We start from the raw sequence: 23,602 nt of genomic DNA on the forward strand, positions 1-23,602 counted from the left end.
AGCCTTTCCTTGGGGAATTGAGGCGCGGTCCCAATCGGGGCCGCGTTTTTCATTCTAAATGCCGGATATGTGTCTGTACTCGACCTGAAATCAGAGTAGTATTTACTTGTAAACGAACGCATTTCATACGAATTGTGAACTTCACGGGATAAAATGCAGGGATTTGCATCAGAATTCAACTCTGCCATCGCGCTGATCTTTGAGGGAGACTCAGAGCTGTGGGCGATTGTGCTGTTGTCCCTGAAAGTATCCGTGTTTGCGGTTCTGATTTCCGCCCTGATCGGCATGCCCGTCGGTGCCGCTCTGGCTGTGGCCAGGTTTCCGGGGCGGCGGATGCTGATCGTTCTGATGAATGCCCTGATGGGGTTCCCGCCCGTGGTCGTGGGGCTGCTGGTCTATCTGATGCTGTCCCGTTCCGGCCCGTTGGGTGTGCTAGAGCTTTTGTATACCCCGACGGCCATGATCATTGCGCAGGTCGTGTTGGTCACTCCCATTATCGCGGCATTGACCCGGCAGGTGGTCGAAATGCTGGCCGAGGAATATTCCGAACAGCTGCGATCACTGGGCGTGTCGCGGCTGGCATCGGTTCCCGTGCTTCTCTGGGATGCGCGGCTGGCACTGGTTACCGCCTTGCTTGCGGGGTTTGGGCGCGCCATTGCCGAGGTCGGCGCGGTGATCATCGTGGGCGGCAACATCAACCATGTGACGCGCGTAATGACGACGACGATCGCGTTGGAGACGTCGAAGGGAAATCTGGCGTTGGCTCTGGCGCTGGGGGCAATCCTGATCGGGATCGCGGTGGCCGTGAACGCGATGGTCAGCGCGATCAGCCTGCGGGCCGAACGGGAAGGGGTGCGTCATGCGTGACCTGCTCTGCGACAGGGTGAACTGCCTGAAGGTCGAGAACCTGCAAATCCGCAGTAACGGCAAGGCGTTGTTGGACGTCTCGTCATTGGTTCTGGATGGGCCGGGGCCAACCTTGATTCTTGGCCCCAACGGTGCAGGCAAAAGCCTGTTGCTGCGCTGTCTGCACGGGCTGATCACGCCGGATCGGGGGCAGGTCGTCCAGGGTGGAAAACCGCTGGGCGCGGCACAGAAAGCCCGCCAGGCCATGGTGTTTCAGAAACCGGTTCTGCTGCGTCGATCTGTTGCGGCAAACCTTGACTTCGTTCTCAAGCGTCAAGGCATGGGGCGAAGGGCCCGTAAGGCCCGTATCGCCGAATTGCTGACCGAAGGCGGGCTGGACGGCAAGGCCAGACAACCCGCGCGGTCATTGTCCGGGGGAGAAGCGCAGCGATTGGCGATTCTCCGTGCGCTGGCGCTGGACCCTGAGACCTTGTTTCTGGACGAGCCTACCAGCGCTCTGGATCCCAGCGCGACCCAGATGATCGAACGAATGATATTGCGGGCATCGGCTCGGGCCGTGCGGATCGTGATGGTGACGCATGATATCGGTCAGGCCCGTCGTTTGGCCTCGGACGTGGTCATGATGCAGGGCGGGCATGTCGTGGAACACGGTGTGGCAAAACAGGTTTTGAATTCACCCGAAAGCGATGCGTCGCGCCGCTATTTGGGGGGCGGGTTGGTTACATGAAATACAGAAAGCGGAGAGTGTGATGTTCCGGAAATCAATTCGGGCAGCGGTGGTGGCTGTGGGCCTGTTGACCAGCGCGGTTTCGGCGGAAGAACCGTTTATTGTGGTGCAGTCGACCACGTCTACACAGAACTCGGGACTGTTGGATTACATCCTGCCGTGGTTCGAAGCCGATTCAGGTATCGATGTCCGTGTCGTGGCGGTTGGAACCGGTCAAGCCATTCGGAACGCCGTCAACGGGGACGGGGATGTTCTTTTGGTTCACTCCAAACCGGCCGAGGAGAAATTCGTTGCTGATGGTTGGGGCATAGAGCGGAAGGATCTGATGTACAATGATTTCGTTCTGGTCGGCCCCAAGTCTGACCCTGCCCGAATTCGCGGCGGCGTCGATGTGTTGGCCGCGCTGTCGAAAATCGCCGAGGTGGAAGCGCCGTTTGCATCACGCGGTGACGACAGCGGAACACACAAGGCCGAGCTGGGCTATTGGTCCGCAGCCGGGCTGGACCCTGCCGAGGCTTCGGGTGCTTGGTATCGCGAGACCGGATCTGGTATGGGCGCGACGCTGAACGTGGCCAGTGGAATGGATGCCTATACGCTGACGGATCGAGCTACGTGGCTGTCTTTTGGAAACCGGGGAAATCTTGAGGTATTGGTCGAAGGGGATCCGCGCCTGTTCAATCAATACGGTGTGATTCTTGTGAACCCTGACAAGCACGCGCATGTGCGGGCGGCAGCCGGCCAACGTTTCATCGACTGGCTGACGGGGCCGGACGGGCAGGAAGCGATTGCGTCGTTCAGGCTGGACGGACAGCAGGTGTTCTTTCCGAACGCCGACTAAGCCGGCCTGCGGCGGGCGTATCCTGACAAGGTAAAAGGCGGGTGAGGGCTCACCCGCTGGCACCGTTGTGGTGTATCGTGCCCAGGCCCGACAGGTCGTAGCCACCGAATTCACGGGCCCTTTGCGCAAATTGATCCGAGCGCAGCAGCGTTATCAGTTTCTGCATTGGCGGATCAAAATATGACCTGCGCCAAATCGCCAGATCCAGCCTCTCGGAATGGGTGGAGACGAAACCCAGGTTGTAAAGCCCTGCCAAAGCCCCCAGCCCAAAGCCGGCCTCGGCCTTTTCGCCGTGAAGGGCGATGGCCAGTTCCTCTTCGGTGCGTGCGCAGCCGGGGGTTGCGTCCAGATCGTCTCGGCTCATGCCATGGGCTTCCAGCTGGCTATCGAACAGGTGTTGGCTGGCCGCACTGTCCTGACGCATGATCACGCGGCGCGATTTGAGATCCTTAAACGTTTTGATATCCGATATGCCCGGGGCAAGAAGCAGCCCGCGCTTGCGTCGGGCGATTTCGTACAATACCACCGGCCCTTCGCCCAAGGCGTCACGCAGGGATTTTTCGTTGAACCCTCCGTCTTCGTGGATATGCAACACGGCCGCCTGTGCGCTGCGCTCGCTCAGCCGTGTCAGCCCGTCAAAGGAGCCGTCGTAATAGGTGGCAAGCCCCGATCCGCTTTCACGCAGCGCCCAGTCCAACAGAGGATCATGGCTGCCTGCTACAATCGGAGGCAGAGGCGGTTCGGCCACCTGCGGGCCGGATCGCGACGCGTTGAGCCAGGCAATGATTTCGGCCCGCGGGAACAACAGCTTGCCCATGGCGCGAACACAGGGCACCTCGCCCGAGGAGGCAAGATCATAGGCTTTGCGCTCGCCGATGCGCAGCAGATCGGCCAGTTCGCGGGTGGTCAGGTATTGCGACATTCAGTCGAGGCGCACGGCAGAGCCGGACGTGGCGTCGGCGGCGGTGAACCCGATCCGATCCAGCACGACAGGGGCTGCCACTGCAATGACGACCATTGCGGCGACCGCGGCAAGAAAGGCTTTCATGGTCTCCTCCAGTTCAGTTCCGGGCACCCGTTGCGCGGCGCAGAAAAACAATAAGATCCTGACGATCCTGAGCTTGTGTAATTCGCTGCATCGGCATCTTGGACCCCGGAATGTAATGGTCTGGCCCTTCGTCGAAAAGAGCATTTATCGTTTCGTCATTCCAAATGATATCAGAGCCTTGCAGAGTATCCGAGTACAAATATCCCGGTAACGTGCCCGCGCGCCTGCCGAAAACCCCGTGCAAGGAGGGGCCTGCGCGGCGCTGGCTGTTGGGGGTGAGGCTGTGACAGATCGAGCATTTCCGCGCGAACTGACGCTCACCATTGTCCATCTCGTCGGGGTTTTGCAGAAAACTTGGCTCGGCAAAAGCCATCTGTTGCCGATCGGACAGGGCGGTGACCGGCCAACTGTACATGGCCTCGTCGATCCCGCCAGCATGGATGTTTTCACCATCGACCGAGAAGGCCAGGGCCCAGACTGGCCCCCGCAACGTTGCGCGAAAGTCCTGCGCGATGCGCCAGTCCGAGGTATCGATGACCATTATATAGCCTTCGCCGTCGCCCACGGCCAGAAACCGACGATCCGGGCTGAGCGCCATGGCCAGGATCGGGCGACGATCCAGTGTGAAATCGCGCTCTTCACCGGTGGAAAGGTCCAGTATTCGGGTCACTCCGTCGACGGCACCGTAAGCGATCCAGTTGTCCTGTTCATTCAGGACCAGCTCGTTGATACCGAACCCGTGTTCGATGAGCCGGTTGATCTCTTGCCCAGTCGAGATATCCCAAATGCGCAGCGACCCATCCATGCTTGCTGAATAAAGCCGTGTGCCGTCAGAAGAAAAAACTACGGCGTTCACACCGCTTCCCGTCGGTCCAAGAGTTGTGGGCGCGGCTCCGTTCACGGGCCAAAGCCCAATCATTCCGTCCCAACTGGCGGTTGCGACGTGGGTCTTGGACGCTGCCAGACCCACGATCTTGCCCTGATGTCGCCCAACCACGTCGCCACCGGGCCACTTGCGCAGGGTGAAGTCATCTCCCGCCGAGTAGATGGCCGTGCCATTGAAGGCAACGGCGTTCACGGCGGCTTCATGACCTTCCAGCCATTCGGGGGTCCGATCATCCCACAGCCCGACGGAATTGTCGAAACTGGCTGTTGCGATACGCCCGTCCGGGGCTGTGGCGATCCCCATGATTGGGCCGCCGTGTCCCTTGAGTGTGAAGAATTCGGCCAAGGCGGGCAGAGGGATCAGCGCCAGGGCCAGTACCAGCCCCCGCATCTATTCAGCAGGCGAGGCGGCGGTTTTGCCTGCCTCTTTTTCCTGAACTTCTTCCAGCCACAAAGAGTGGTGTTCACGGGCCCATTGTTCTTCGACCTCGCCGGTGCCCATGGCGTCAAAGGCGCCCTCCATTCCGACAGAGCCGAGATAGATATGCGCCACGATGATCGCAATGAACACATAAGCAACCATCACGTGCCAGACCTGGGCATATTGCATTTCTTCCTGCGGCGACATCTGCACCGGCAGGTTCAGGCCCATCATTTGCGGAATACCGGTCGCATTGGCGATCTGGAAGGTTTTGGCAAACAAGGGCATCTCGAACGGGAACAACAGCGACAGACCCGACAGGCTGATGGAGGCGCCCAGCAGGATGCAGGCCCAGAATATGATCTTTTGACCAGCGTTGAATTTCTTTGCCGGTGGATGGCTGTTCTTGGTAAACAACCCGCCACCCGCGGCCAGCCATTTCAGATCGACGCGGTTGGGGATGTTATGGGCAATCCAGTTTACCGTGACGATGATCAGGCCCAGCATGAAGGCCCAGGCCAGATTGTTGTGTAACCACTTGCAGCCCTGTGCGAGGGCTGCAAAGCCCTCTTTCCCGAAAACCGGGATCAGGAAGTCGCGCCCATAAAGCGTCAGCAGGCCCGTGACGCCAAGGATCAGGAATGACCCGGCAAACAACCAGTGGCCGAACCGCTCGAACCCGTTGAAACGCGTGACCGTACGGCCGGTTTTCTCACCATCGATGCGAATTTTGCCTCGGATCAAGAAAAATAACAGGATGATGCCCAGCATCCCGGCAATGATATAGGTGCCGTATTCGCGCAGCGGTCCGGTGCGGAAGGTCAGCCACCACATGCCGCCATCCTGAATCAGCACGCTGTCTGCCGGACCATGAGAAGACACCGTCACATCAGCCGAGCCATAGCGCAAAGCGCGATACACGTCACTGTCCGAGGCCACTCCACGCGTGCCAAGCTGACCCAGCAACCCCTCGGCATTGCCCTGACCAGTGTTCTCGGAACGATAGCTGTTGTCGACGGTTTCACCACGCTGCCGGGCGAGAATGTCTTCCAGCGTTGTCGCTCCGCCGGTCGAGGTGCGCTCATCCGTCGTGGGTTCAGAGGTCTCTTGCGCCCATGCGGCTCCGGTCAGAGAAATCGAAACGAGCAGAAACTGAATCAGACGCATAGGGATATCCTCCTGTGCATTTTCATATCAGCGGTCAAATCCACCGATTTGCTGGTGAAAAACGGCGCCGACCGGTGCGAGCGCTTCGCGAAGATCATCCTTGGCCGGACCATACACGTCCAACCCCACTGGCGTCAGAAGGGCCAGAAACCGTTCCGCAAAATTAGAACCAAAATTTTGCATATGTATCATGGCATCTTCGGAACTGGCATAGCGTTCATAGATATGAACGGCCGAACCGGTCATGTGCCATTCATAGCTTCTGGCGCCGGTTTCTTGCAGCGTGGCCGCGACCATTTCCGCCATAAGCGCTTCGAACTCATCCTTTTTATCCAGATCGAGGTCAAGCTTCAGCAGCCAGTAAACATCATTGGTCATGCGCGCCTCTCAAATTTGTTTGCTGTGACGTTGCAGGAAACGGATCCCCGATCACATCACCTGAAAAGCCCCCCGCAAAGGGCGGGAGGCTGTTTTGTCAAAAGCCGGATTTCAACCGTCTTTCTGGTCGTAGGCCGTGCCCCAACCCCAGGCGCCCGAGCCGAAACCGCGCGCCACGACGCGTTCACGGTAAACTGCGGAAACCACGTCGCCGTCACCGGCGAGCAGGGCCTTTGTGGAACACATTTCGGCGCAGATGGGCAGCTTGCCCTCGGCGATCCGGTTGCGACCGTATTTGGCGAACTCTGCGGTCGAGTGCGTTTCCTCGGGGCCGCCGGCGCAGAAGGTACATTTGTCCATCTTGCCGCGCGATCCAAAGTTGCCCGCCTGCGGGTATTGCGGCGCACCGAAGGGGCACGCATAGAAGCAATAGCCGCAGCCAATGCACAGGTCCTTGGAGTGCAGCACGACCCCTTCTTCGTTCTGATAGAAGCAGTCGACCGGGCACACCGCCATGCAGGGCGCATCCGAACAATGCATACAGGCGACCGAGATCGAGCGTTCGCCCGGGTTGCCGTCATTGATCGTCACCACCCTGCGGCGGTTGATGCCCCACGGCACCTCGTGTTCGTTCTTACACGCGGTTACGCAGGCGTTGCACTCGATGCAGCGTTCAGCGTCGCAGAGAAACTTTGCTCTAGCCATTAATCGTCCTCCTTACGCTGCCCAGATCTTGCAGAGAGTCGCCTTGGTCTCCTGCATCTGGGTCACTGAATCATAGCCATAGGTCTGGGCGGTGTTGGTACTTTCACCCAGCACATAGGGGTCTGCACCTTTGGGGTATTTCTCCCTGAGGTCCTCGCCCTGGAAATGGCCGCCGAAGTGGAACGGCATGAAGGCCACGCCGGCACCGACCCTGTTGGTCAGCATCGCCATCACCTTGACTTTGCCGCCCTCGGGGCCTTCGACCCAGACCTGTGATCCGTCCCGAATGCCAAGGTTGTTGGCATCGCGCGGATTGATCTCGACGAACATGTCCTGCTGAAGCTCAGCCAACCACGGATTGGACCGTGTCTCATCACCGCCGCCTTCATATTCGACCAGACGACCAGACGTTAGGATTATCGGGTAATCCTTTGAAAAGTCGTTCTTCTGGATCGAGGCGTACAAGGTCGGAAGGCGATAGGCATGCCGGTCCTCATAGGTGGGATAGTCGGCCACCAGATCGCGCCGCGGCGTGTAGAGCGGCTCGCGATGCAGCGGGATCGGATCCGGGAAGGTCCAGACAACCGCGCGGGCCTTGGCGTTCCCGAAGGGCGCACAGCCATGTGCAATCGCGACCCGCTGGATGCCGCCGGACAGGTCGGTTTTCCAGTTGGTCTTTGGTCCGGCCACGGCGTCGATGGCCGCGCGTTCCTCGGCCGTCAGATCACCGTCCCAGCCAAGATCCATCAGCATCTGCATCGTAAACTCTGGATAGCCATCCTGAATTTCCGACCCAACGCTATAGACCCCTTCGGCCAGCAGGTTGTCGCCGTCGCGTTCCACGCCAAAACGGGCGCGGAAGGTCAGGCCGCCTTCGGCCACCGGTTTGGACATGTCATAGAGGTTTGGTGTCCCCGTATGGCCCATTTCCGGTGTGCCCCAGCAGGGCCACGGTAGACCGTAATATTCGCCGTCGTTTGGTCCACCAATGGCTTGCAGCGTGGTTCTGTCGAACGTGTGCTGGTTGGCCATATGGCTTTTCAGACGTTCCGGCGACTGACCGGTATAGCCGATGGTCCAGAGGCCCGAGTTGAACTCACGCGTGATGCTTTCAACATTCGGGGTTTCGGGGTCTTCCATCTCGATATTGCGGAAGAACCGATCCGCCCAGCCGAACTTGTTGGCGAACTTGGCCATGATGACCTCGTCCGGCAGACTTTCGAATAACGGATCGACCACCTTGTCGCGCCACTGCAACGACCGGTTCGAGGCCGTGACCGAGCCACGGGTTTCGAACTGCGTACAGGCCGGCAACAAGTAAACGCCATCGGTCCGGTCATGCAAAACGGCGGAAACGGTGGGATACGGGTCGATCACGACCAGCATGTCCAGCTTTTCCATCGCCGTCTTCATTTCCGTCATCCGGGTCTGCGAGTTGGGCGCGTGGCCCCACAGAACCATGGCGCGGACATTGTTGTCCTGATCCATGTTGGCCGGGTCTTCCAGAACACCGTCAATCCAGCGAGAAACGGGAATGCCGCGCTCGTTCTGCAGCGGTTTGTCCTTGCCGTCCTTGTCCTTGATCGTGGCGAACTGACCGGCCAGCCATTCAGGTTCTTCGCCCCAGACACGGGCCCAGTGACCCCATGCGCCTGCGGACAGGCCATAATAGCCGGGCAGGGTATGGGAAAGAACACCAAGGTCCGTTGCGCCCTGAACGTTGTCATGACCGCGGAAGATGTTGGTGCCACCACCCGAGGTGCCCATGTTGCCCAGTGCAAGCTGAAGTACGCAATACGCGCGGGTGTTGTTGTTGCCGTTGGTGTGCTGCGTTCCGCCCATGCACCAGACAACCGTTCCGGGACGGTTGTTGGCCATCGTGCGGGCAACCCGCTTCAACTGCGACCCCGGAGTGCCGGTGACACGTTCCACCTCATCCGGGTTCCACTTGGCAACTTCTTCGCGGATCTGATCCATGCCCCAGACACGGGTGCGGATGAACTCTTTGTCTTCCCAACCGTTGTCGAAGATGTGCCAGAGGATACCCCAGATCAGCGCAACGTCCGTGCCGGGGCGGAAACGGACATATTCATCCGCGTGCGCCGCAGTGCGCGTAAAGCGCGGGTCGCAGACGATCAGCGGGGCGTTGTTCTGCTCTTTTGCGCGCAGAATATGCAGCAGCGAGACGGGATGCGCCTCGGCAGGGTTGCCGCCGATGATGAAGATCGCCTTGCTGTTGTGCATGTCGTTGTAGCTGTTGGTCATGGCGCCGTAGCCCCATGTATTCGCGACGCCCGCAACAGTGGTCGAGTGGCAGATCCGGGCCTGATGGTCCACGTTGTTCGTGCCCCAGTAGGCGGCGAACTTGCGGAACAGATAAGCCTGTTCGTTGTTGTGCTTGGCGGAACCCAGCCAGTAGACGCTGTCAGGCCCGCTTTCTTCGCGGATGCTCATCATGCCGTCGCCGATCTCGTTGATCGCCTCTTCCCAGCTGATGCGCTTCCACTCTCCGCCCTCCTTTTTCATCGGATATTTCAGGCGGCGCTCGCCATGGGCGTGCTCTCGAACCGAGGCCCCTTTGGCGCAATGAGCGCCCAGGTTGAACGGGCTGTCCCAGCCGGGTTCCTGCCCGATCCAGACGCCGTTCTGAACTTCGGCAACCACGGTGCAACCGACCGAACAATGCGTGCAGACGGATTTGATGTTCTCGACTGCCGTGTTGGCTGCGGTCTGGGCGTTGGCTGGCGTCACGGTTCCACCCGTGGCGCTGATCGCGGCAAGGCCGCCGATCGTCAGGCCCGAGCCACGCAGGAATGCGCGGCGATCGACGGTATTCTCGCCGATTTGGGACAGGATACTTGTCCGCTGGGGGCGTCTCGCAACCCCGTTGGTCTTTTTCCTAAGCATTTGTTTCCTCCCTTGCGCGCCGTGTATGCCACGGCTGGCTTGGTACTGCTGAAGCCGACGTCGGGGCCAATCGCAACCGTCAGTCGGGTGTGAAAACGTCCGATCCTAGAACCGGGTGCTTTCGATGTAGGCGCGTGTATGCGCGGTATCCTGGATGCGGGTGTCGTCTGTCGGCGCTTCGGCCGCTTCGGCTTTTCCGGTCAGGCTGGCGGCGGCAACGGCAGCAGGTGCTGCGGTTCCGGCCAGTTTGAGGAAGTCGCGGCGTGTGGCGCCTTCTTCCTTGGTCTTGCTCATGGGCTCCTCCTGTCCCAATTGCGGTTTGGTGCCCACGGGGCACCGGCGATTTGCGGGCTACCCCGCTGTCATCCGGAACGCTTCGCGCTCGATCTCCATGAATACCCGACCGGCGGTGCCGACGGATGCATAGAGAACCGAGTTTTCAGCAGCTTCCAAATCCGAATAGAAATGTGCGGCCCATGGGCCGATATGTTTGCTCCAGAACGCTTTCTGGTCTTCAAGCGATGCCGGGCTGCCAAAACGCCCAACGATCATGCCTGCCATCATCTCCATCAATGAGGCGATGTTGTCCTCGGGCTCAAACACGTTCTGGGCGCGTGTGATCCCACGCACGGCCATGTCATTGCGGAGCTGCGCAAGGGGTTTCTCGTTCAGAAAACCCGTGAGGTAGAAGCTGGCATATGGCAGCAATTCGCCTCGACCCAAACCGATGAACAATGCATTGAATTCCCGTTCAGCGGCGGCGGGCTTGGTGACCTTTGCAACCCGCGCCATGGCTTGGATGGCCTGACCAAGATCAGTGTCATCACCGCTGAGGCCCGCCATTTGATCCAGCAGCATCTGGTCGGGTGGACCGGCCAGCAGCAAGCCCAGAAAGTTGTAGAAATCCGCGCGCAGGCGATCCTCGGCTGAAACGTCCAGAGTGTGCGCGTCACTTGCGGTCATTCGGTCATCCTTCAAATTCAAATGTCATTCGACGTGGCGCCGGAGGAAGGTCGATTTCTTCCGGCTCGTCCGCGCGGGCGACGGAAACCGGTTCGGGCTCGGTATCGGGTTCGACCGGCGCGGCCTCGGGTTCAGCGCGCGTATCGGCTTCGCTTTCAGCAGCATCGTCTTTGGCCTCTTCCGCGTCGGCCGCCAGTGCTTCGATATGTGCCAGCATACCTTTCCCAACCTGATAGGCGGTTTGCATGTTTTCGATCACGCAGGCCGCATCGGTGTAGTCCTCGCCGTAATCAACCAGCCCGTCGACATTGGCCAGAACCGGGTTCAGCCGCCACAGCCGACGCAAAGCACGACGACGCAGGCGATCAGGCACGGCCTTGGCCATGAAGCCCGAAACATCGTCGCCGGGTTGCAGGGTCTCTGGGTCAGGAAGGTTGAACTCGGCGAGGATCTCGGCGTCATCCTTTTCTTCCAGCTCCGCTTGCCGTTCTGCGATCACCTGTTCTTCAAGGGCCAGTGCCTCGGCCTTGGCTTCGGCCTGAACGGCGGCCTTTCGGCGAGACCAGAAATCATCGGGCCGGTTCATTGCAGCGCCTTTCTCGGGGCGCGATACACGTCCGACGTCTGCCGGATACGAGCATCACCCTTGCCGTCTTCAACCAGATCTGTCCGCTTCTTGTCGCGGCGGCGCTTGACGAACACTTCGTGCTGATGATGTTTCAGAGTAAAATCGCGAACCCAGGCAATCAGCCCTTCGGTCATCGGGATCTTCTCGACAATTTCTTCACCGGTATCCGCGTAATCCTGCCCCTCGAACGGAGAGGCGGTGATCAAAACTGCATTCAGGGGAGTTTCGCCTTTCAGTTCGTCCCGCAGCACAAGGTACAGCGAAGGCTGCCCATCCGACAAGTTAACCATGTAGGCTTCGGTTTCATCTGCCCAGAGCGTCAGGGGCAGGGTGGCCGCGTGATACTCGACGGCATCGCCTTCGCGGCGCAGTTCCTGCCAGTCGGCCGGCCCTGCGCCGGGTAAAAGGGCCACAGCGCGCCAGTTCCACCGGGCCCACCGTGTGACCCCGGGTGTCTTGCGCACGATGACGCCAACCGGCATTTCAGTCTGGCTTGCGGCCTTCGCCACTGGCTCCTCCCCGAAAGGCTCTCCCCTGCCTTTCCAAGTCCACTATGGTACACAAACTAGCTGTGTGCCAAGCCTAAGCTCTACGACTTTGGTCGTAGTCCAGGGTAGCAACTGCGTGAGCAGGTCCTGCGAATGCTTGTGTTTCGTGGCATTTATTGCCGAAATTCAACCCTGTGCAGGAAACGCGGCAAGGGGTTGAAGTTGCTTTCCCAGGGGTACAGCCTAGTGTGCATGGAACCGGGGCGGTTGCCCGAGGAGAGGATATGGCCACGAAACTACTGCTATGTGATTGCGCCGGAACACAGGCAATCGATCCGGACAAGATCGAAAGCGCCTGCGGCGTTGCCTGTTCCAGGTTGCATACCGCGCTTTGTACCGATGAGTTGCAGTCCGCCGCTGCCTTGATGAAAGAAGGTGATACCGTCATCGCTTGTGCGCAAGAGGATGACGTTTTCAGGTCACTGGCCGAAGATCTGAATAACGACGTGCCCGGATTTGTCGATCTGCGCGATCGGGCCGGGTGGTCTGACCAAGGTGCGGATGCGACCCCCAAGATGGCGGCATTGGCGGCCGAGGCCGTTCTGGCGCAACCGGTCACACCCAGCGTGGATGTCTTCAGTGAAGGCACTTGTTTCATCATCGGGCCCGGTGCGGTGGCCTTTGATCTGGCTGAGCGTCTGGCGGATTCGTTGGCAGTGACCGTTATGACGACTGATCTAACGGAACCTCTCTCGCGGGACTATGACGTGGTGCGGGGGCGGTTGCGTTCGGTTTCCGGTGCGCTCGGTGGGTTTTCGCTGCGTCTGGACGCGCTTCAGCAAGTCGTGCCCGGTGGGCGCGGCGCGTTTGCATGGACCGATCCAAAGGACGGCGCGCATTCCGCGTGCGACATTGTCATTGACCTGGCAGGAGAAACGCCTTTCGTGCAGGCCCCGGCCAAGCGCGAGGGCTACCTGCGAGCTGATCCCAAAGATGCGGTTTCCGTGGAACGTCTGGCCTTTGAAGCTGCACAATTGGTGGGAACATTCGAAAAGCCACTTTATGTGCGGGTGGAAGAAACCCTGTGTGCCCATTCCCGGGCCGGGCAGGTGGGCTGTTCCAACTGTCTGGATATCTGCCCAACCGGAGCGATTTCCCCGGCGGGCGAGTATGTTGCCGTCGATCCGATGGTATGTGCAGGCTGTGGTGCATGCGCTGCGCTATGCCCTTCAACGGCCATAACCTATGAAGACCCACCTGTTTCGGCGCTGTTGTCGCGGATGCATATTCTGGCCCGCACCTATCGACGGGCTGGTGGCACCGCGCCTCGGCTGCTTGTCCATGACGCCCACGGGGCCGAGATGATTAGGTTGGCCGCGCGTTTCGGGCGTGGATTGCCTTCGGACGTCATCCCTTTGGAACTGAACGTGATATCCGGCTTTGGCCATGCCGAGATGCTGGCGGCTCTGGCGCATGGGTTTGCACGGGTGGATGTTCTTTTGGCACCGTCAACCGAACGCGAAGCGCTGAACCGGGAACTTGAATTGGCACATGCCCTTGCAGGCCCAGAGGGCACCGGCGTGATTGATGAGGCTGACCCCGATGCGATGTCCGATCTGCTGTACGGGCAAGCGGTGCCCCGGCCTTTGTCCGATCCGGTCTTGCCTATGGGCAATCGCCGGCAAATTGCACGGCTGGCAGCGCAGGCGCTGAACCCGCAGGCCGACGCGCCTTTGCCATTGCCCGAGAATGCGCCTTACGGGGCGGTTGCAGTGAATACCGACAGCTGCACCCTGTGCCTCAGCTGCGTGTCGCTATGCCCATCCGGTGCCTTGATCGACAACCCGGACAAGCCGCAACTGAACTTCCAGCAAGACGCCTGTCTGCAATGCGGGATGTGCAAGACCATTTGCCCCGAGGATGCGATCACGCTTGTTCCACAACTTGATCTCAGCGACGCGGCCCTGTCACAGCAGGTTCTGAACGAAGAAGAACCTTTTGCCTGCGTGGAATGCGGGGCGCTGTTTGGCGTGAAATCCACGGTCGAGCGGATCATGGAGAAGCTGTCGGGCACGCACCCGATGTTCGCGACTTCGGATCAGGCGCGGATGATCCAGATGTGTGACGATTGCCGGGTGAACGTGCAGTTCCAACAGCAAGACAATCCGTTCCAGTCAAAACCCAGGCCTCGGGTCGTCACGACTGAGGATTACTATTCGGACAGAAAGGATCACTGAAGCTTAAGGGGGGCGCCCAGATCCGCAGCGTCGATGCGCGATACGAACGCCAGAATCGCGTCAAGATCATCCAATGTCATCTCAACCGGGTGAATTGGGGAAGGGCGTTCGGGATCAAAAGGGGGCGTCAGCCCGTCGATCTGCGTGAATGCAGGGTGGGGGTTCAGGGCGAAAAACGCCTCGAACCGCCGCGACCAGTCAGGCATTGCGCGCAGAACGGCGAAAGAGGGCGTCGACCCCAGGCCATTCATACGGTTCCTTGGCCCGATGACATGACAGCGCCCGCAATGGGTCATCGACAATTCCTCGCCGAGTTGGGTGTCGCCTTCGACGATGTCACCGGACTCAACCTCGACAATATCAAAATTGGCAGAGTAGGGCCCTCCGTCTGTCGGGGCAAAGCTTTCCACCGTGCGCTTGCCGATGTCCGACTTCAGCCATTCCAGAAAACGGGCCTGGCGGTCACTGTCTTCGATACGCAGGTGATAGATCACCTCGCCGCGGGCAAAGACCGGATCACCGGGCGGCGCGGTTTCCAGCACCATAACCCCGGCGTCGTCTGCAATAACACGGATCCCGGTCTTGAGAGAGAAGCGAGGAAGGATATGTTGCAACAGACCAGAGTCTTTAACCTCTGCCGGGGCCGCAAGGCCAATCGCCTCTTGTGACCAAGAGGGGGTGGCAGAGAGCGTCAGGCTCAGGCACAAGAGGACAAAGCGCATGGCTCAACGTAACTTCGCGGGGCGGGATGCGTCAAATGTACAGACAAAGACGGAGACACGTGCAATGAGCGGCGAGTCGATACGCACGCCCCTGTCAGCAGGGCGGATCAAGGGGAACAAGCATGAGTGTTCGTGACGCGGTTCTGGCGAACCTGAAAAAGATCACCGACCCGGTATCCGGGCAGGACATCGTAAGCGCAGGCATCGTGCGCGCCTTGAATGTGGAAGGCGACACGGTACGCTTCGTGCTTGAGGTCGACCCGAAATATGCGGAAAAGATGGAACCCGTCCGCGCCACGGCTGAAAAGGCCGCTCAGATGGTGGAAGGCGTGGCAAATGTTTCGGCCTTGATGACCGCGCATTCCGACAAGGCACCGCCGGATCTGAAACCGAAACCCAAGCCATCGCAAACCGGGCCGCAGGCAGTGCCGGGTGTGGATCGGATCATCGCCGTTGCCTCCGGCAAGGGTGGGGTTGGCAAATCCACCGTTTCGGCCAACCTTGCCTGCGCATTGGCTGCGGAAGGCCGGCGTGTAGGTCTGCTGGATGCGGATGTTTACGGGCCGTCGCAACCCCGGATGTTGGGTGTCTCGGGCCGTCCGGCCAGCCCTGACGGCAAGACAATCCTGCCGCTGCGCAACCACGGGGTCACCATGATGTCGATGGGTTTGATGACCAACGAAGGTCAGGCGGTTGTCTGGCGCGGGCCGATGCTGATGGGTGCGCTGCAACAAATGATGAGCCAGGTGCAATGGGGCGCGCTGGATGTTCTGATCGTCGATCTGCCGCCCGGCACCGGTGACGTGCAACTGACGCTGAGCCAGAAGTTCCAGGTGGATGGTGCCATTGTCGTTTCAACGCCGCAGGACGTGGCCCTGATTGATGCCCGCAAAGGGATCGACATGTTCAACCAGCTCAAGACACCCATTGTCGGGATGATCGAAAACATGTCCACGCATATCTGTTCGAACTGTGGATACGAAGAACATGTTTTCGGTCATGGTGGTGTCAAGTCTGAGGCAGAGGCGCTGGGCGTGCCGCTGCTGGGTGAAATCCCGTTGCATCTGGACATCCGCGTCGCCGCTGACGGGGGCGCGCCCATCGTTGTCAGCAAACCTGACAGCCCGCAAGCCGAGGCATTCCGCAAGATCGCCCGCGACATGATCGCCAAAGGCAACGCATGAGCCAGCCGGTTTTCCCACCCTTGCTGACGGGCCACCCGGTTCAGGGTGGGGAAGACCCGTTCGAGCGCGCGCAGGCCATGGCTGCGCTAGGCTGTGATGCGGGGACGGTTGTCTACAATATTCAGGCGGATTTCCTGCGCGTGGCAATTGTTTTTGCCCCCGAGGTACCGTTGCAGGATGCCGTGGCGATGCTGCCGCTTTGTGCTGTGGGGTTCCAGAACGCGCTGGGCGCTTTGGCCCCACCAGAGGTTGCGGTGCATCTGGGTTGGGATGGTCTGATTTGCGTGAACGGGGCGCGGTGCGGCCGGTTCCGCGCGGCTGCGTCAACATCAATGCCCGAGGAAGAGCCGGACTGGCTGGTCGTCGGTTGGGAGCTGACGCTGTTGCAAACCAGTGATGCGCCGGGTGAAACCCCTGATATCACCGCGCTGTACGATGAAGGCTGTGCCGAGGTTTCTGCAACGCAGTTGGTGGAAAGCTGGTCACGACACATGTTGACCTGGCTAAACCGTTGGCAGGAGGATGGCAACGCGTCCTTGCACGCCGAATGGATGGGCCTGCTGCGCGGCGTAGGCGAACCGCTGATCGACGGTGGCGTATTCCTTGGAACGGATGAACGTTTCGGGATGCTGATCCGCGATGGGGTCGATACGTATCTGCGCCCACTAACTGCCTTGTTGGAGAACCGAGAATGAAACTGGCCCGAGCGATCCATTTCGACGAAAGCGACATGAACGTGTTTCACTCCCCGGCGCGCACCGGAGAGTGGTGCGTTTCGGGTGGGTTTGAGTTTTCCAACTGGGGGCAGGGCGATCTTGAAGGCAAGGCACGACAGGCATTTGCGAATGGCTGGCTGGGGTTGGAAACCTTTGGCCGGGTGACTTTTGTCGCCGTGACGCAGATCGAAGCCGCAGAGAAAGATCAGATTACGCGTAATCTGGCCGAACATTTTGTGCAGTTCTATGGCGCACCCTCGGTCGAGGCCGCATTGGGCGTTGCGCAAGCTGAAATCGACCACATGTCAGAGTTGTGTGAAGACCATCCGGCCAACACGCTGTTGACCGTCGCAAGGGAATTGACAGAGACAGGCGTGCACGAAGCCTTTCGCGTGATCACTCCGCAGGACGCGGAGTTGGAGGCGTTGGCGGTTCACGGGTCGCTGGACGATTAGATCAGGTCGACAAACCCGCCGAACTGCCCGCGTTTGAAGATCAGCCCTTTGCCGGTGCGATACATGACCTGATCTACCTGACCCACGATGATCAGATGATCCCCGGCGTCATGACGGGCATGAAGGCGGCAATCGAACCGGGCCAGACACTGGGCCAGATGTGGGCGCCCGGCCTCATCCTCGGTCCAGTCTGCATGTGAGAAATCCGCCCCATCGCGTGCAAACCGCAACGCCTGATCCTGCTGATCCTGTGCCATGACGTGGATCGAATAGAGATCACAGGTACTGAACGTATCGAATCGAAATGATTCCTTGGCCAGACACCACAGGACCAGTGGCGGGTCCAATGAGACTGAGGCAAATGAATTCACCGTAATGGCACGCGGGCCATTGTCGGATTGCGCGGTAATCACCGTGACACCGGTGCCAAAGCATCCCAGCGCTTCCCGAAAGGCGGGGCTTTGATCCGGGGTCGGTCTAAAGGTCTTTTCGGTCATTGCGCGCTTAATCCTTGGCCGCGCATCAGGTGCCATGCGTGGCCCGGATTGTCCATGAAAAGCTGACTGCCGGGTGCAATTTATACTGTCAGTTCAGATCTTCTAGCAAACGACCGTGTTTGCGGGTTTCCATAATCACCTCGCCAAAAGTCGTCAGACCGCGTGCTTGCAGGATCGGCAGCACCTTGATCAATGCCTCGGCCGTGGCAATCGCATCGCCAAGTGCGGTATGGCGCAACGCTTCGGGGATCGTGATTTCCAACCGTTCACACAAGGCGTCCAGTGTGTGCGTGTCGCTTGCCCCGAACAGCACCGCAGACAGCAAGACCGTGTCGAGTATCGGATGATCCCACTCGACACCCATCCGTTTGGCATGGCGGCGCAGAAACGCCATGTCGAACGGGGCATTATGCGCCACGATCACGGCGTCGCGCGAAAACTGATGGAATACGCGTCCGGCTTCGGCGATATCGGGCGCCCCCTGAACCATACGATCGCTGATCTTGTGTACCTTGGTCGAGGCCGGGGGAATCGGAATGCCGGGATCAACCAGCATGTCCAGATGCTCACCCTGAACGATTTTACCATTCAGAACGCGCACTGCGCCGATCTGTACGATCTCATCCTTGTGAGGCAGCAAACCGGTTGTTTCCGTGTCGAAAACCACGAAACACAGATCCGTCAGGGGGCGGTTCTCGAACGCATCATCCCCCGGTTTATTGAGAAGTTCGAAATCATAGACCAGCGGGCGGGCATCGTCCGGCGACATATGTGTCGCGCTGTCTTCGAAGACAAGCATATATCCGGGTGCATCGCCCAAGGGTTTCATCCGGGCGGAATATGTCTGCCGCCCGTCCACGCTGGACAGGGTGCAATAGACGTCCTTTCCGGTTTTGCACATCTTGGCATATGCGTCTGTCAGGCCGGTGGCTTCGAGGTATTCGAAAAGAGATGCGTTCAGACGAGGATGCGCGATCTGGGCAAGAACCTCGGCGGCCTGCCCGTCGTACAGAACGATCTGATGTTTCGGACTGGCCAGCAGCATGGCCACCGGAATTTCCGTCAGCAGCGCGGTCAGGCGCTGTTTTTCTGCGGCCAGATGCGCGGTTTCGGCGGCCACGGCCTCGGCTGTGCGCATGGCGTTCGAGGCCAGTTGTTCCGCCAATCCCGCCGCAGCCGGGGCAAGATCGCCCAGATACCGCGCGGCCTGCATGTCCAGGTCGGTGCTTACACCGGCATGTGCACGGGCACGCAACTGGGCGGAAAGCCGTTCGATCGGTTTGGCGACGTTGTCGTCGAACAGCAGCCAAACACCCGCGACCAGTGCCAGAAATCCAAATCCGATCAGGATTTCGGCGAAGACGAAATCATTCAGCAGACCGGGGTTTCCCGCACGGGAATAGGTGATCCAGAGAGCGGTGGCGCTGATGGCAACCCCGCCCAGGGCGAGGAGGCAGAAAAACAGAAAAATCCTGAGCCTCAAACTCAATCCGGTCAGCATGATCAAACCCCGCAAGTGGCTGCGATGACGGGGTCATTGGTTCCGGCTGCAATCCAGTCAGCGTTCACCAGACGCCCGTCCTCGGCAAATTCGGCACCATCCGCCAGGTTGGCGCGGCGGCCTTCTGCACAATTCACGGCCACCGGCAGTTTCGAAACCGGAGCCCAGCGGCCGAAGAAGTAAAGATCGACAAGCCGTTGTTCCGGAACGTTTTCGTTTGTGCGCACCGATACGGTGTCGATTGCGGCAAACCGGTCAACGAACGGCACCGCGTAGGTCCAGGGGCGATAAAACGCGCGGCTTTCGACCTCTTGCACGATGGTCATCTCTTCAGGCAGTTGGTCGCGCGTGCGATCGTACCAGGAATATTCGCTGGTGATGGTCATCGCGATCATTCCAAGACCGGCCGCAACCGGCGTTGTCCATTTCGGCAGGCGCCCTCCGGTCAGCTTGTTCAGCAGAAGAACGATTCCGGCAAATGCGATCCCCGCAAAAACCGTGCCGATCAGTTCCAGAAACATGTGGTCTCTCCGTTGGTCAGTCGCATGTCAGCCCAGCATTCCCTTGCCGTGGCCAACTGCCGATTGCATCGTTTTTACCACCACAAAAGCATCACGCAGATGACTTCGCTCAAAGTCCGACAATTCAGACGGTGGCAGATAGTTGTCGGGCATCGCTCCGGACTTAACCAGCCGAACCTGATGTTCGAGCCGGGTTTCCGCGATCAGATCATAGGCGTCCAGCAGGTCACGCGCACCAGAAGGGCTGAGCACACCGCTGGCCTCGGCGGCTTTCAGGCGGGCGCGGGTGTTGGCCTCGGTCAGCTCGCCTTGCAGCGCGTAGATGCGCGCCAGATCGACGACGGGCACAACTCCGTTGTGTTTCAGGTCCAGTGTATTGCGATGCTCACCCGAGCGGATCGTCGCGAAACCGCGCAGCAGGCCCAGTGGGGGCGTATGCTTCAGCGAGTTCGAAATCATGTGTGCGACGAAGATCGAGTTTGCCCTGGCCGCTGCCAGAGTGTGGGCTTGCAGGTCGGCAAACAACTCAAATGCGCCGCCGATGGGGCGCAGGTCGAACATGACCGAAGCCAGCATTTGCGCCTCGGGGTTTGGCTTGGCAATCCAGCCCTTGAAATAGTCGCGCCAGACACGAACCGGCTGACACCAGCGCGGATTGGTCGCCATCATGTCGCCGGGGCAGTAAAAGTACCCGCAGACATCCAGCCCGTCAGAGACGAATATGGCCAGTTTGGTAAAATAGGACATATCGGCGTCGGTGGCGCTGTCATCCAGCATCAGGCAATTGTCCTGATCCGATACGCCGGTTTGTTCTTGCCGGCCCTGTGAACCGCAGGCCAGCCACAAGTAGGGTACAGGCGGCGGGCCTAGTTCAGTTTCGGCCAATTTCAGCAGGCGACGGGTAACCGTGTCGGCAATATCGGTGATCAGCCGCGTGACGATCTCGTGCCGGTTCCCGCCGGCAACCAACTGAACCAGCAACTGCGGAATTTCCGCCGTCACCCTCGCCATCTCTTCTGCGCTGTCGGCCTTTGCGATCCGACCAACCAACTCGGCCGAGTTGACGGCCTGATAGTGGGTCAGATCGGTCTGCGTCACGATCCCGACCAGACGACCGCCTTCGGAAACCGGGATGTGGCCAATGCCGCGCTCCATCATGATATGCAGAACGTCCGAGCCGATATCGCTGGGCGAGAGGGTTACGGGATTTGCAGTCATGATTTCGGATATCCGTGTTGTTACGGGCAACCCGTCGGCAACAAATTTGCCCGAAATGTCCCGCAGGGTGGCGATACCCTGCAACGTCTCTCCATCTGTCACGCATAGTGACGAGATGTGTTTGTCACGCATGATCCGTGCCGCTTCCTGAACTGTCGTGTCCGCAGGGCAGGTGGCGGGATCGCGCGCCATCAGAACGTCAATCGAACTGGTCGCAAGGCTTTGAGGGCCGCTGCGATTACCGCGGGTTCGATTGAAGAATTTGGCGACGACGTCGTGGTTGTCGATCAAAGTCCGGACCAAATCCGGAGGCAGAACCATCAGGACGGATGGTGTATGAGCGCGGGCCTTGGTCGCAGCCTTGCCGTCCTTCAACAGGCCGCGTTCACCGAAGGAATTGCGCAACCCCAGATGAGAAACGACTGCGCCGTTCTCGTCGGTGATCTCAACCTGTCCTTCATAAATCACAAAGACCCCGGGCAGGGAATGGCCGAGCTCATAGACCGAGGCGTCTTCCTCAACCTCCCAGACCTCGATCTGCTTTACGATCTGATCGAGGGTGTCCGACGGCAGCGCGTCATAGGGATGAACGGATTTCAGAAACCGGGTAATTTCATCGTGGGATAGGGGCATCTGATGTCTCCGGTATTCTGGTGAAAAAATCCCGCCCGGTGGTGTGCCGGGCGGGAACAGTGGATCGAAAGACGCGGCCGAAGGCAAGTGCCGACAACCGCATCATACTCAGTGATCCTGAGCTGCGCCCGCACCACGGGGAATGCGTACGCTTTCGACCAGATCCTTGATCTCCTGCGGAGTCTCCTTGGTCATACCGGCAACGATGTAGGCCGTTGCAAAGTTGACCATGGCACCGATCGCACCGAACGAGGTCGACTTGATCGGACCCAGCAGCGGATCTGCATCAGTGAACGAGTTGGTGCCCGGAATGAACAGCCAGCCCTTGTGCAGGAAAATGTAGACCAGAGTGACGACCAGACCAGCCAGCATGCCTGCGACCGCGCCGGTGTTGTTGATGCGGGTCGAGAAGATCCCCATCATCAGCGCCGGGAAGATCGAAGCTGCCGCCAGACCGAACGCAAGCGCCACGGTTTGTGCCGCAAAGCCCGGTGGGTTCAGACCTAGATAGGTCGCAACCACAATCGCCACGGCCATTGCGATACGCGCTGACAGAAGCTCGCCCTTTTCCGAGATTTGCGGGTTGATGGCACCCTTGATCAGGTCGTGGGACACAGCCGACGAGATTGCAAGCAGCAGGCCCGCAGCGGTGGACAGAGCAGCCGCAAGACCGCCGGCTGCGACCAGACCGATCACCCAACCCGGCAGGTTGGCAATCTCGGGGTTGGCCAGAACCAGGATGTCACGGTTGAACTTGGTCAGCTCGTTTCCAACCCAGCCTTTTTCTTCGGCAAGTGCCTGCATGTCGGCATTCTTGTCGTTGTAGTACTGGATCTTGCCGTCGCCGTTTTTGTCTTCCCAATCCAGCAGACCGGTTTTTTGCCACGTGGCCATCCAGTCATAGCGTGCGTCATTGTCGATTTGTTCAACAGTCACAGCACCGCCTTCGATGCCGCCATTGGGCCACATCATGTCACTGATGTTCAGACGCGCCATGGCACCAACCGCAGGCGCGGTCAGATACAGCAGAGCGATGAAGACCAGCGCCCAGCCAGCCGACCAACGTGCGTCAGCCACTTTGGGAACGGTGAAGAAGCGCATGATGACGTGCGGCAGACCCGCAGTACCGATCATCAGCGACAGGGTGAACAGTACCATGTTCAGCGTGTTCGAGTGGTGGGCCGTGTATTCATTGAAGCCCAGCTCGGTCACGATGGCGTCCAGCTTGGTCAGCAGGGGTTCACCGCTGGCGGTGTCACCAAACAGACCCAGCGCCGGAACCGGCGTACCGGTCAGCTGCAGCGAGATGAAGATAGCCGGGATGGTGTAGGCAGTGATCAGCACGCAGTACTGAGCGACCTGAGTATAGGTCACGCCTTTCATCCCACCAAACACCGCATAGGCAAATACAACCGCTGCACCGATCAACAGGCCCGAGGTGTTGGACACTTCGAGGAAGCGGCCAAAGGCCACGCCGACGCCGGTCATCTGACCGATTACGTAGGTCACCGAGGCCACGATCAGGCAGATCACGGCAACGATACGCGCAGTCTGGCTGTAGAAGCGGTCGCCGATGAATTCCGACACGGTGTATTTACCAAACTTGCGCAGGTAAGGCGCAAGCAGCAGTGCCAACAGCACATAGCCGCCAGTCCAACCCATCAGGAACGAGCTGTTGTCGTAGCCGGTGAAGGCAATCAGACCCGCCATCGAGATGAACGAAGCCGCAGACATCCAGTCCGCCGCCGTTGCCATGCCGTTGGTGACCGGATGGATGCCGCGACCAGCGGCGTAGAATTCAGATGTGGACCCAGCCCGGGCCCAGATCGCGATGCCAATGTATAGCGCAAAGGACGCGCCAACAAACAGCAGGTTGATGGTAAACTGATCCATGGG

The 23,602-nt window shown here is 59.5% G+C and carries 24 protein-coding genes; 7 read left to right on the forward strand and 17 right to left on the reverse strand.

Going from position 1 to position 23,602, the window contains the following annotated elements:
* The first annotated feature begins 153 nt into the window (after positions 1-153).
* From I9185_RS01955 to I9185_RS01965, 3 genes are read left to right on the forward strand one after another with little or no spacing between them, the layout of a single operon-like run.
* Entirely contained in the window at positions 154-867 is a 714-nt protein-coding gene (locus I9185_RS01955; RefSeq protein WP_210092226.1) for an ABC transporter permease, read from the forward strand.
* Positions 860-1,594 (forward strand): ATP-binding cassette domain-containing protein, encoded by a 735-nt coding sequence (locus tag I9185_RS01960; protein WP_171633076.1) that lies wholly within the window; start codon positions 860-862, stop codon positions 1,592-1,594. The genes I9185_RS01955 and I9185_RS01960 overlap by 8 nt, the downstream gene beginning before the upstream one ends.
* A 22-nt stretch (positions 1,595-1,616) precedes the next feature.
* Positions 1,617-2,432, forward strand: a complete 816-nt coding sequence (locus I9185_RS01965; protein WP_210092227.1) for a substrate-binding domain-containing protein — start codon at positions 1,617-1,619, stop codon at positions 2,430-2,432.
* Between the two features lie 49 nt (positions 2,433-2,481).
* Here the strand turns inward: I9185_RS01965 and I9185_RS01970 are convergent, their stop codons facing one another.
* The 11 genes from I9185_RS01970 to I9185_RS02015 all read right to left on the reverse strand — a co-directional run bounded on the left by I9185_RS01970 (position 2,482) and on the right by I9185_RS02015 (position 12,043).
* A complete protein-coding gene (locus tag I9185_RS01970) occupies positions 2,482-3,354 on the reverse strand; it encodes a helix-turn-helix transcriptional regulator (RefSeq protein WP_210092228.1) in 873 nt (290 codons plus the stop codon).
* Entirely contained in the window at positions 3,355-3,480 is a 126-nt protein-coding gene (locus I9185_RS20515) for a hypothetical protein (RefSeq protein WP_256367747.1), read from the reverse strand. It lies immediately after the preceding gene.
* 13 nt (positions 3,481-3,493) lie between these two features.
* On the reverse strand, positions 3,494-4,756 hold the full coding sequence (locus tag I9185_RS01975) for a c-type cytochrome (RefSeq protein ID WP_171723440.1): 1,263 nt from the start codon (positions 4,754-4,756) through the stop codon (positions 3,494-3,496).
* Positions 4,757-5,953, reverse strand: a complete 1,197-nt coding sequence (locus I9185_RS01980; RefSeq protein WP_210092229.1) for a formate dehydrogenase subunit gamma — start codon at positions 5,951-5,953, stop codon at positions 4,757-4,759.
* A 27-nt stretch (positions 5,954-5,980) separates the two neighbouring features.
* Positions 5,981-6,331, reverse strand: coding sequence for an antibiotic biosynthesis monooxygenase (locus tag I9185_RS01985; protein WP_210092230.1), 351 nt, complete (start codon positions 6,329-6,331; stop codon positions 5,981-5,983).
* A 111-nt stretch (positions 6,332-6,442) separates the two neighbouring features.
* Positions 6,443-7,036, reverse strand: a complete 594-nt coding sequence (gene fdh3B, locus I9185_RS01990) for a formate dehydrogenase FDH3 subunit beta (RefSeq protein WP_010439472.1) — start codon at positions 7,034-7,036, stop codon at positions 6,443-6,445.
* 12 nt (positions 7,037-7,048) lie between these two features.
* Positions 7,049-9,943 carry a formate dehydrogenase subunit alpha gene (locus tag I9185_RS01995; RefSeq protein ID WP_171633060.1) on the reverse strand — a complete coding sequence of 965 codons (2,895 nt, stop codon included), beginning with the start codon at positions 9,941-9,943 and terminating at the stop codon, positions 7,049-7,051.
* 105 nt (positions 9,944-10,048) lie between these two features.
* Complete coding sequence (locus tag I9185_RS02000; protein WP_171116379.1) at positions 10,049-10,237, reverse strand: ubiquinol-cytochrome c reductase iron-sulfur subunit N-terminal domain-containing protein; 189 nt, start codon at positions 10,235-10,237, stop codon at positions 10,049-10,051.
* 57 nt (positions 10,238-10,294) lie between these two features.
* Positions 10,295-10,906 carry a molecular chaperone TorD family protein gene (locus I9185_RS02005; protein ID WP_171231802.1) on the reverse strand — a complete coding sequence of 204 codons (612 nt, stop codon included), beginning with the start codon at positions 10,904-10,906 and terminating at the stop codon, positions 10,295-10,297.
* Between the two features lie 4 nt (positions 10,907-10,910).
* On the reverse strand, positions 10,911-11,492 hold the full coding sequence (locus I9185_RS02010; RefSeq protein WP_209833351.1) for a DUF3306 domain-containing protein: 582 nt from the start codon (positions 11,490-11,492) through the stop codon (positions 10,911-10,913).
* Complete coding sequence (locus I9185_RS02015) at positions 11,489-12,043, reverse strand: DUF3305 domain-containing protein (protein ID WP_152457714.1); 555 nt, start codon at positions 12,041-12,043, stop codon at positions 11,489-11,491. The genes I9185_RS02010 and I9185_RS02015 overlap by 4 nt, the downstream gene beginning before the upstream one ends.
* Before the next feature lie 263 nt (positions 12,044-12,306).
* On the opposite strand from I9185_RS02015, the gene I9185_RS02020 reads away from it, so the two are divergent.
* Positions 12,307-14,259, forward strand: coding sequence for a 4Fe-4S binding protein (locus I9185_RS02020; protein ID WP_210092231.1), 1,953 nt, complete (start codon positions 12,307-12,309; stop codon positions 14,257-14,259).
* Here I9185_RS02020 and I9185_RS02025 read toward each other — a convergent pair.
* Positions 14,253-14,981, reverse strand: a complete 729-nt coding sequence (locus I9185_RS02025) for a cytochrome c (RefSeq protein ID WP_210092232.1) — start codon at positions 14,979-14,981, stop codon at positions 14,253-14,255. The genes I9185_RS02020 and I9185_RS02025 overlap by 7 nt on opposite strands.
* Before the next feature lie 122 nt (positions 14,982-15,103).
* On the opposite strand from I9185_RS02025, the gene I9185_RS02030 reads away from it, so the two are divergent.
* Genes I9185_RS02030 through I9185_RS02040 form a run of 3 tightly spaced genes read left to right on the forward strand, consistent with a single transcriptional unit; the run spans position 15,104 to position 17,336 of the window.
* Positions 15,104-16,165 carry an Mrp/NBP35 family ATP-binding protein gene (locus I9185_RS02030; RefSeq protein WP_171116367.1) on the forward strand — a complete coding sequence of 354 codons (1,062 nt, stop codon included), beginning with the start codon at positions 15,104-15,106 and terminating at the stop codon, positions 16,163-16,165.
* Positions 16,162-16,860, forward strand: coding sequence for a biotin/lipoate--protein ligase family protein (locus tag I9185_RS02035; RefSeq protein ID WP_210092233.1), 699 nt, complete (start codon positions 16,162-16,164; stop codon positions 16,858-16,860). Before I9185_RS02030 ends, I9185_RS02035 begins: the two co-directional genes overlap by 4 nt.
* Complete coding sequence (locus I9185_RS02040) at positions 16,857-17,336, forward strand: DUF6505 family protein (protein WP_171633041.1); 480 nt, start codon at positions 16,857-16,859, stop codon at positions 17,334-17,336. The genes I9185_RS02035 and I9185_RS02040 overlap by 4 nt, the downstream gene beginning before the upstream one ends.
* On the opposite strand, the gene I9185_RS02045 is transcribed toward I9185_RS02040, so the two are convergent.
* The 5 genes from I9185_RS02045 to I9185_RS02065 form a co-directional block, all read right to left on the reverse strand.
* Positions 17,333-17,833, reverse strand: coding sequence for a flavin reductase family protein (locus I9185_RS02045; RefSeq protein WP_152457720.1), 501 nt, complete (start codon positions 17,831-17,833; stop codon positions 17,333-17,335). The genes I9185_RS02040 and I9185_RS02045 overlap by 4 nt on opposite strands.
* A gap of 88 nt (positions 17,834-17,921) precedes the next feature.
* Positions 17,922-19,334, reverse strand: coding sequence for a 3'-5' exonuclease (locus I9185_RS02050; protein ID WP_171633039.1), 1,413 nt, complete (start codon positions 19,332-19,334; stop codon positions 17,922-17,924).
* Positions 19,335-19,336: 2 nt separating this feature from the next.
* Positions 19,337-19,855, reverse strand: a complete 519-nt coding sequence (locus tag I9185_RS02055; protein WP_171633037.1) for a hypothetical protein — start codon at positions 19,853-19,855, stop codon at positions 19,337-19,339.
* Between the two features lie 27 nt (positions 19,856-19,882).
* Positions 19,883-21,706 (reverse strand): DUF294 nucleotidyltransferase-like domain-containing protein, encoded by a 1,824-nt coding sequence (locus I9185_RS02060; protein ID WP_209833344.1) that lies wholly within the window; start codon positions 21,704-21,706, stop codon positions 19,883-19,885.
* Between the two features lie 108 nt (positions 21,707-21,814).
* Positions 21,815-23,599: a sodium:solute symporter family protein gene (locus tag I9185_RS02065; RefSeq protein ID WP_171633032.1), complete on the reverse strand. Its 1,785-nt coding sequence runs from the start codon at positions 23,597-23,599 to the stop codon at positions 21,815-21,817.
* Positions 23,600-23,602 lie beyond the last annotated feature (3 nt).

Origin of the sequence: Ruegeria sp. HKCCSP346 (assembly GCF_017872595.1) — a bacterium.
In the GTDB taxonomy this organism is placed as follows: Bacteria; Pseudomonadota; Alphaproteobacteria; order Rhodobacterales; family Rhodobacteraceae; genus Ruegeria.

What these genes read in the sequence shown, in the direction of transcription:
- I9185_RS01955 (WP_210092226.1), top strand. Translation starts at nt 154, where the DNA reads ATGCAGGGATTTGCATCAGAATTCAACTCTGCCATCGCGCTGATCTTT.
- I9185_RS01960 (WP_171633076.1), top strand. Translation starts at nt 860, where the DNA reads ATGCGTGACCTGCTCTGCGACAGGGTGAACTGCCTGAAGGTCGAGAAC.
- I9185_RS01965 (WP_210092227.1), top strand. Translation starts at nt 1,617, where the DNA reads ATGTTCCGGAAATCAATTCGGGCAGCGGTGGTGGCTGTGGGCCTGTTG.
- I9185_RS01970 (WP_210092228.1), bottom strand. Translation starts at nt 3,354, where the DNA reads ATGTCGCAATACCTGACCACCCGCGAACTGGCCGATCTGCTGCGCATC.
- I9185_RS20515 (WP_256367747.1), bottom strand. Translation starts at nt 3,480, where the DNA reads ATGAAAGCCTTTCTTGCCGCGGTCGCCGCAATGGTCGTCATTGCAGTG.
- I9185_RS01975 (WP_171723440.1), bottom strand. Translation starts at nt 4,756, where the DNA reads ATGCGGGGGCTGGTACTGGCCCTGGCGCTGATCCCTCTGCCCGCCTTG.
- I9185_RS01980 (WP_210092229.1), bottom strand. Translation starts at nt 5,953, where the DNA reads ATGCGTCTGATTCAGTTTCTGCTCGTTTCGATTTCTCTGACCGGAGCC.
- I9185_RS01985 (WP_210092230.1), bottom strand. Translation starts at nt 6,331, where the DNA reads ATGACCAATGATGTTTACTGGCTGCTGAAGCTTGACCTCGATCTGGAT.
- fdh3B (WP_010439472.1), bottom strand. Translation starts at nt 7,036, where the DNA reads ATGGCTAGAGCAAAGTTTCTCTGCGACGCTGAACGCTGCATCGAGTGC.
- I9185_RS01995 (WP_171633060.1), bottom strand. Translation starts at nt 9,943, where the DNA reads ATGCTTAGGAAAAAGACCAACGGGGTTGCGAGACGCCCCCAGCGGACA.
- I9185_RS02000 (WP_171116379.1), bottom strand. Translation starts at nt 10,237, where the DNA reads ATGAGCAAGACCAAGGAAGAAGGCGCCACACGCCGCGACTTCCTCAAA.
- I9185_RS02005 (WP_171231802.1), bottom strand. Translation starts at nt 10,906, where the DNA reads ATGACCGCAAGTGACGCGCACACTCTGGACGTTTCAGCCGAGGATCGC.
- I9185_RS02010 (WP_209833351.1), bottom strand. Translation starts at nt 11,492, where the DNA reads ATGAACCGGCCCGATGATTTCTGGTCTCGCCGAAAGGCCGCCGTTCAG.
- I9185_RS02020 (WP_210092231.1), top strand. Translation starts at nt 12,307, where the DNA reads ATGGCCACGAAACTACTGCTATGTGATTGCGCCGGAACACAGGCAATC.
- I9185_RS02025 (WP_210092232.1), bottom strand. Translation starts at nt 14,981, where the DNA reads ATGCGCTTTGTCCTCTTGTGCCTGAGCCTGACGCTCTCTGCCACCCCC.
- I9185_RS02030 (WP_171116367.1), top strand. Translation starts at nt 15,104, where the DNA reads ATGAGTGTTCGTGACGCGGTTCTGGCGAACCTGAAAAAGATCACCGAC.
- I9185_RS02035 (WP_210092233.1), top strand. Translation starts at nt 16,162, where the DNA reads ATGAGCCAGCCGGTTTTCCCACCCTTGCTGACGGGCCACCCGGTTCAG.
- I9185_RS02040 (WP_171633041.1), top strand. Translation starts at nt 16,857, where the DNA reads ATGAAACTGGCCCGAGCGATCCATTTCGACGAAAGCGACATGAACGTG.
- I9185_RS02045 (WP_152457720.1), bottom strand. Translation starts at nt 17,833, where the DNA reads ATGACCGAAAAGACCTTTAGACCGACCCCGGATCAAAGCCCCGCCTTT.
- I9185_RS02050 (WP_171633039.1), bottom strand. Translation starts at nt 19,334, where the DNA reads ATGCTGACCGGATTGAGTTTGAGGCTCAGGATTTTTCTGTTTTTCTGC.
- I9185_RS02055 (WP_171633037.1), bottom strand. Translation starts at nt 19,855, where the DNA reads ATGTTTCTGGAACTGATCGGCACGGTTTTTGCGGGGATCGCATTTGCC.
- I9185_RS02060 (WP_209833344.1), bottom strand. Translation starts at nt 21,706, where the DNA reads ATGCCCCTATCCCACGATGAAATTACCCGGTTTCTGAAATCCGTTCAT.
- I9185_RS02065 (WP_171633032.1), bottom strand. Translation starts at nt 23,599, where the DNA reads ATGGATCAGTTTACCATCAACCTGCTGTTTGTTGGCGCGTCCTTTGCG.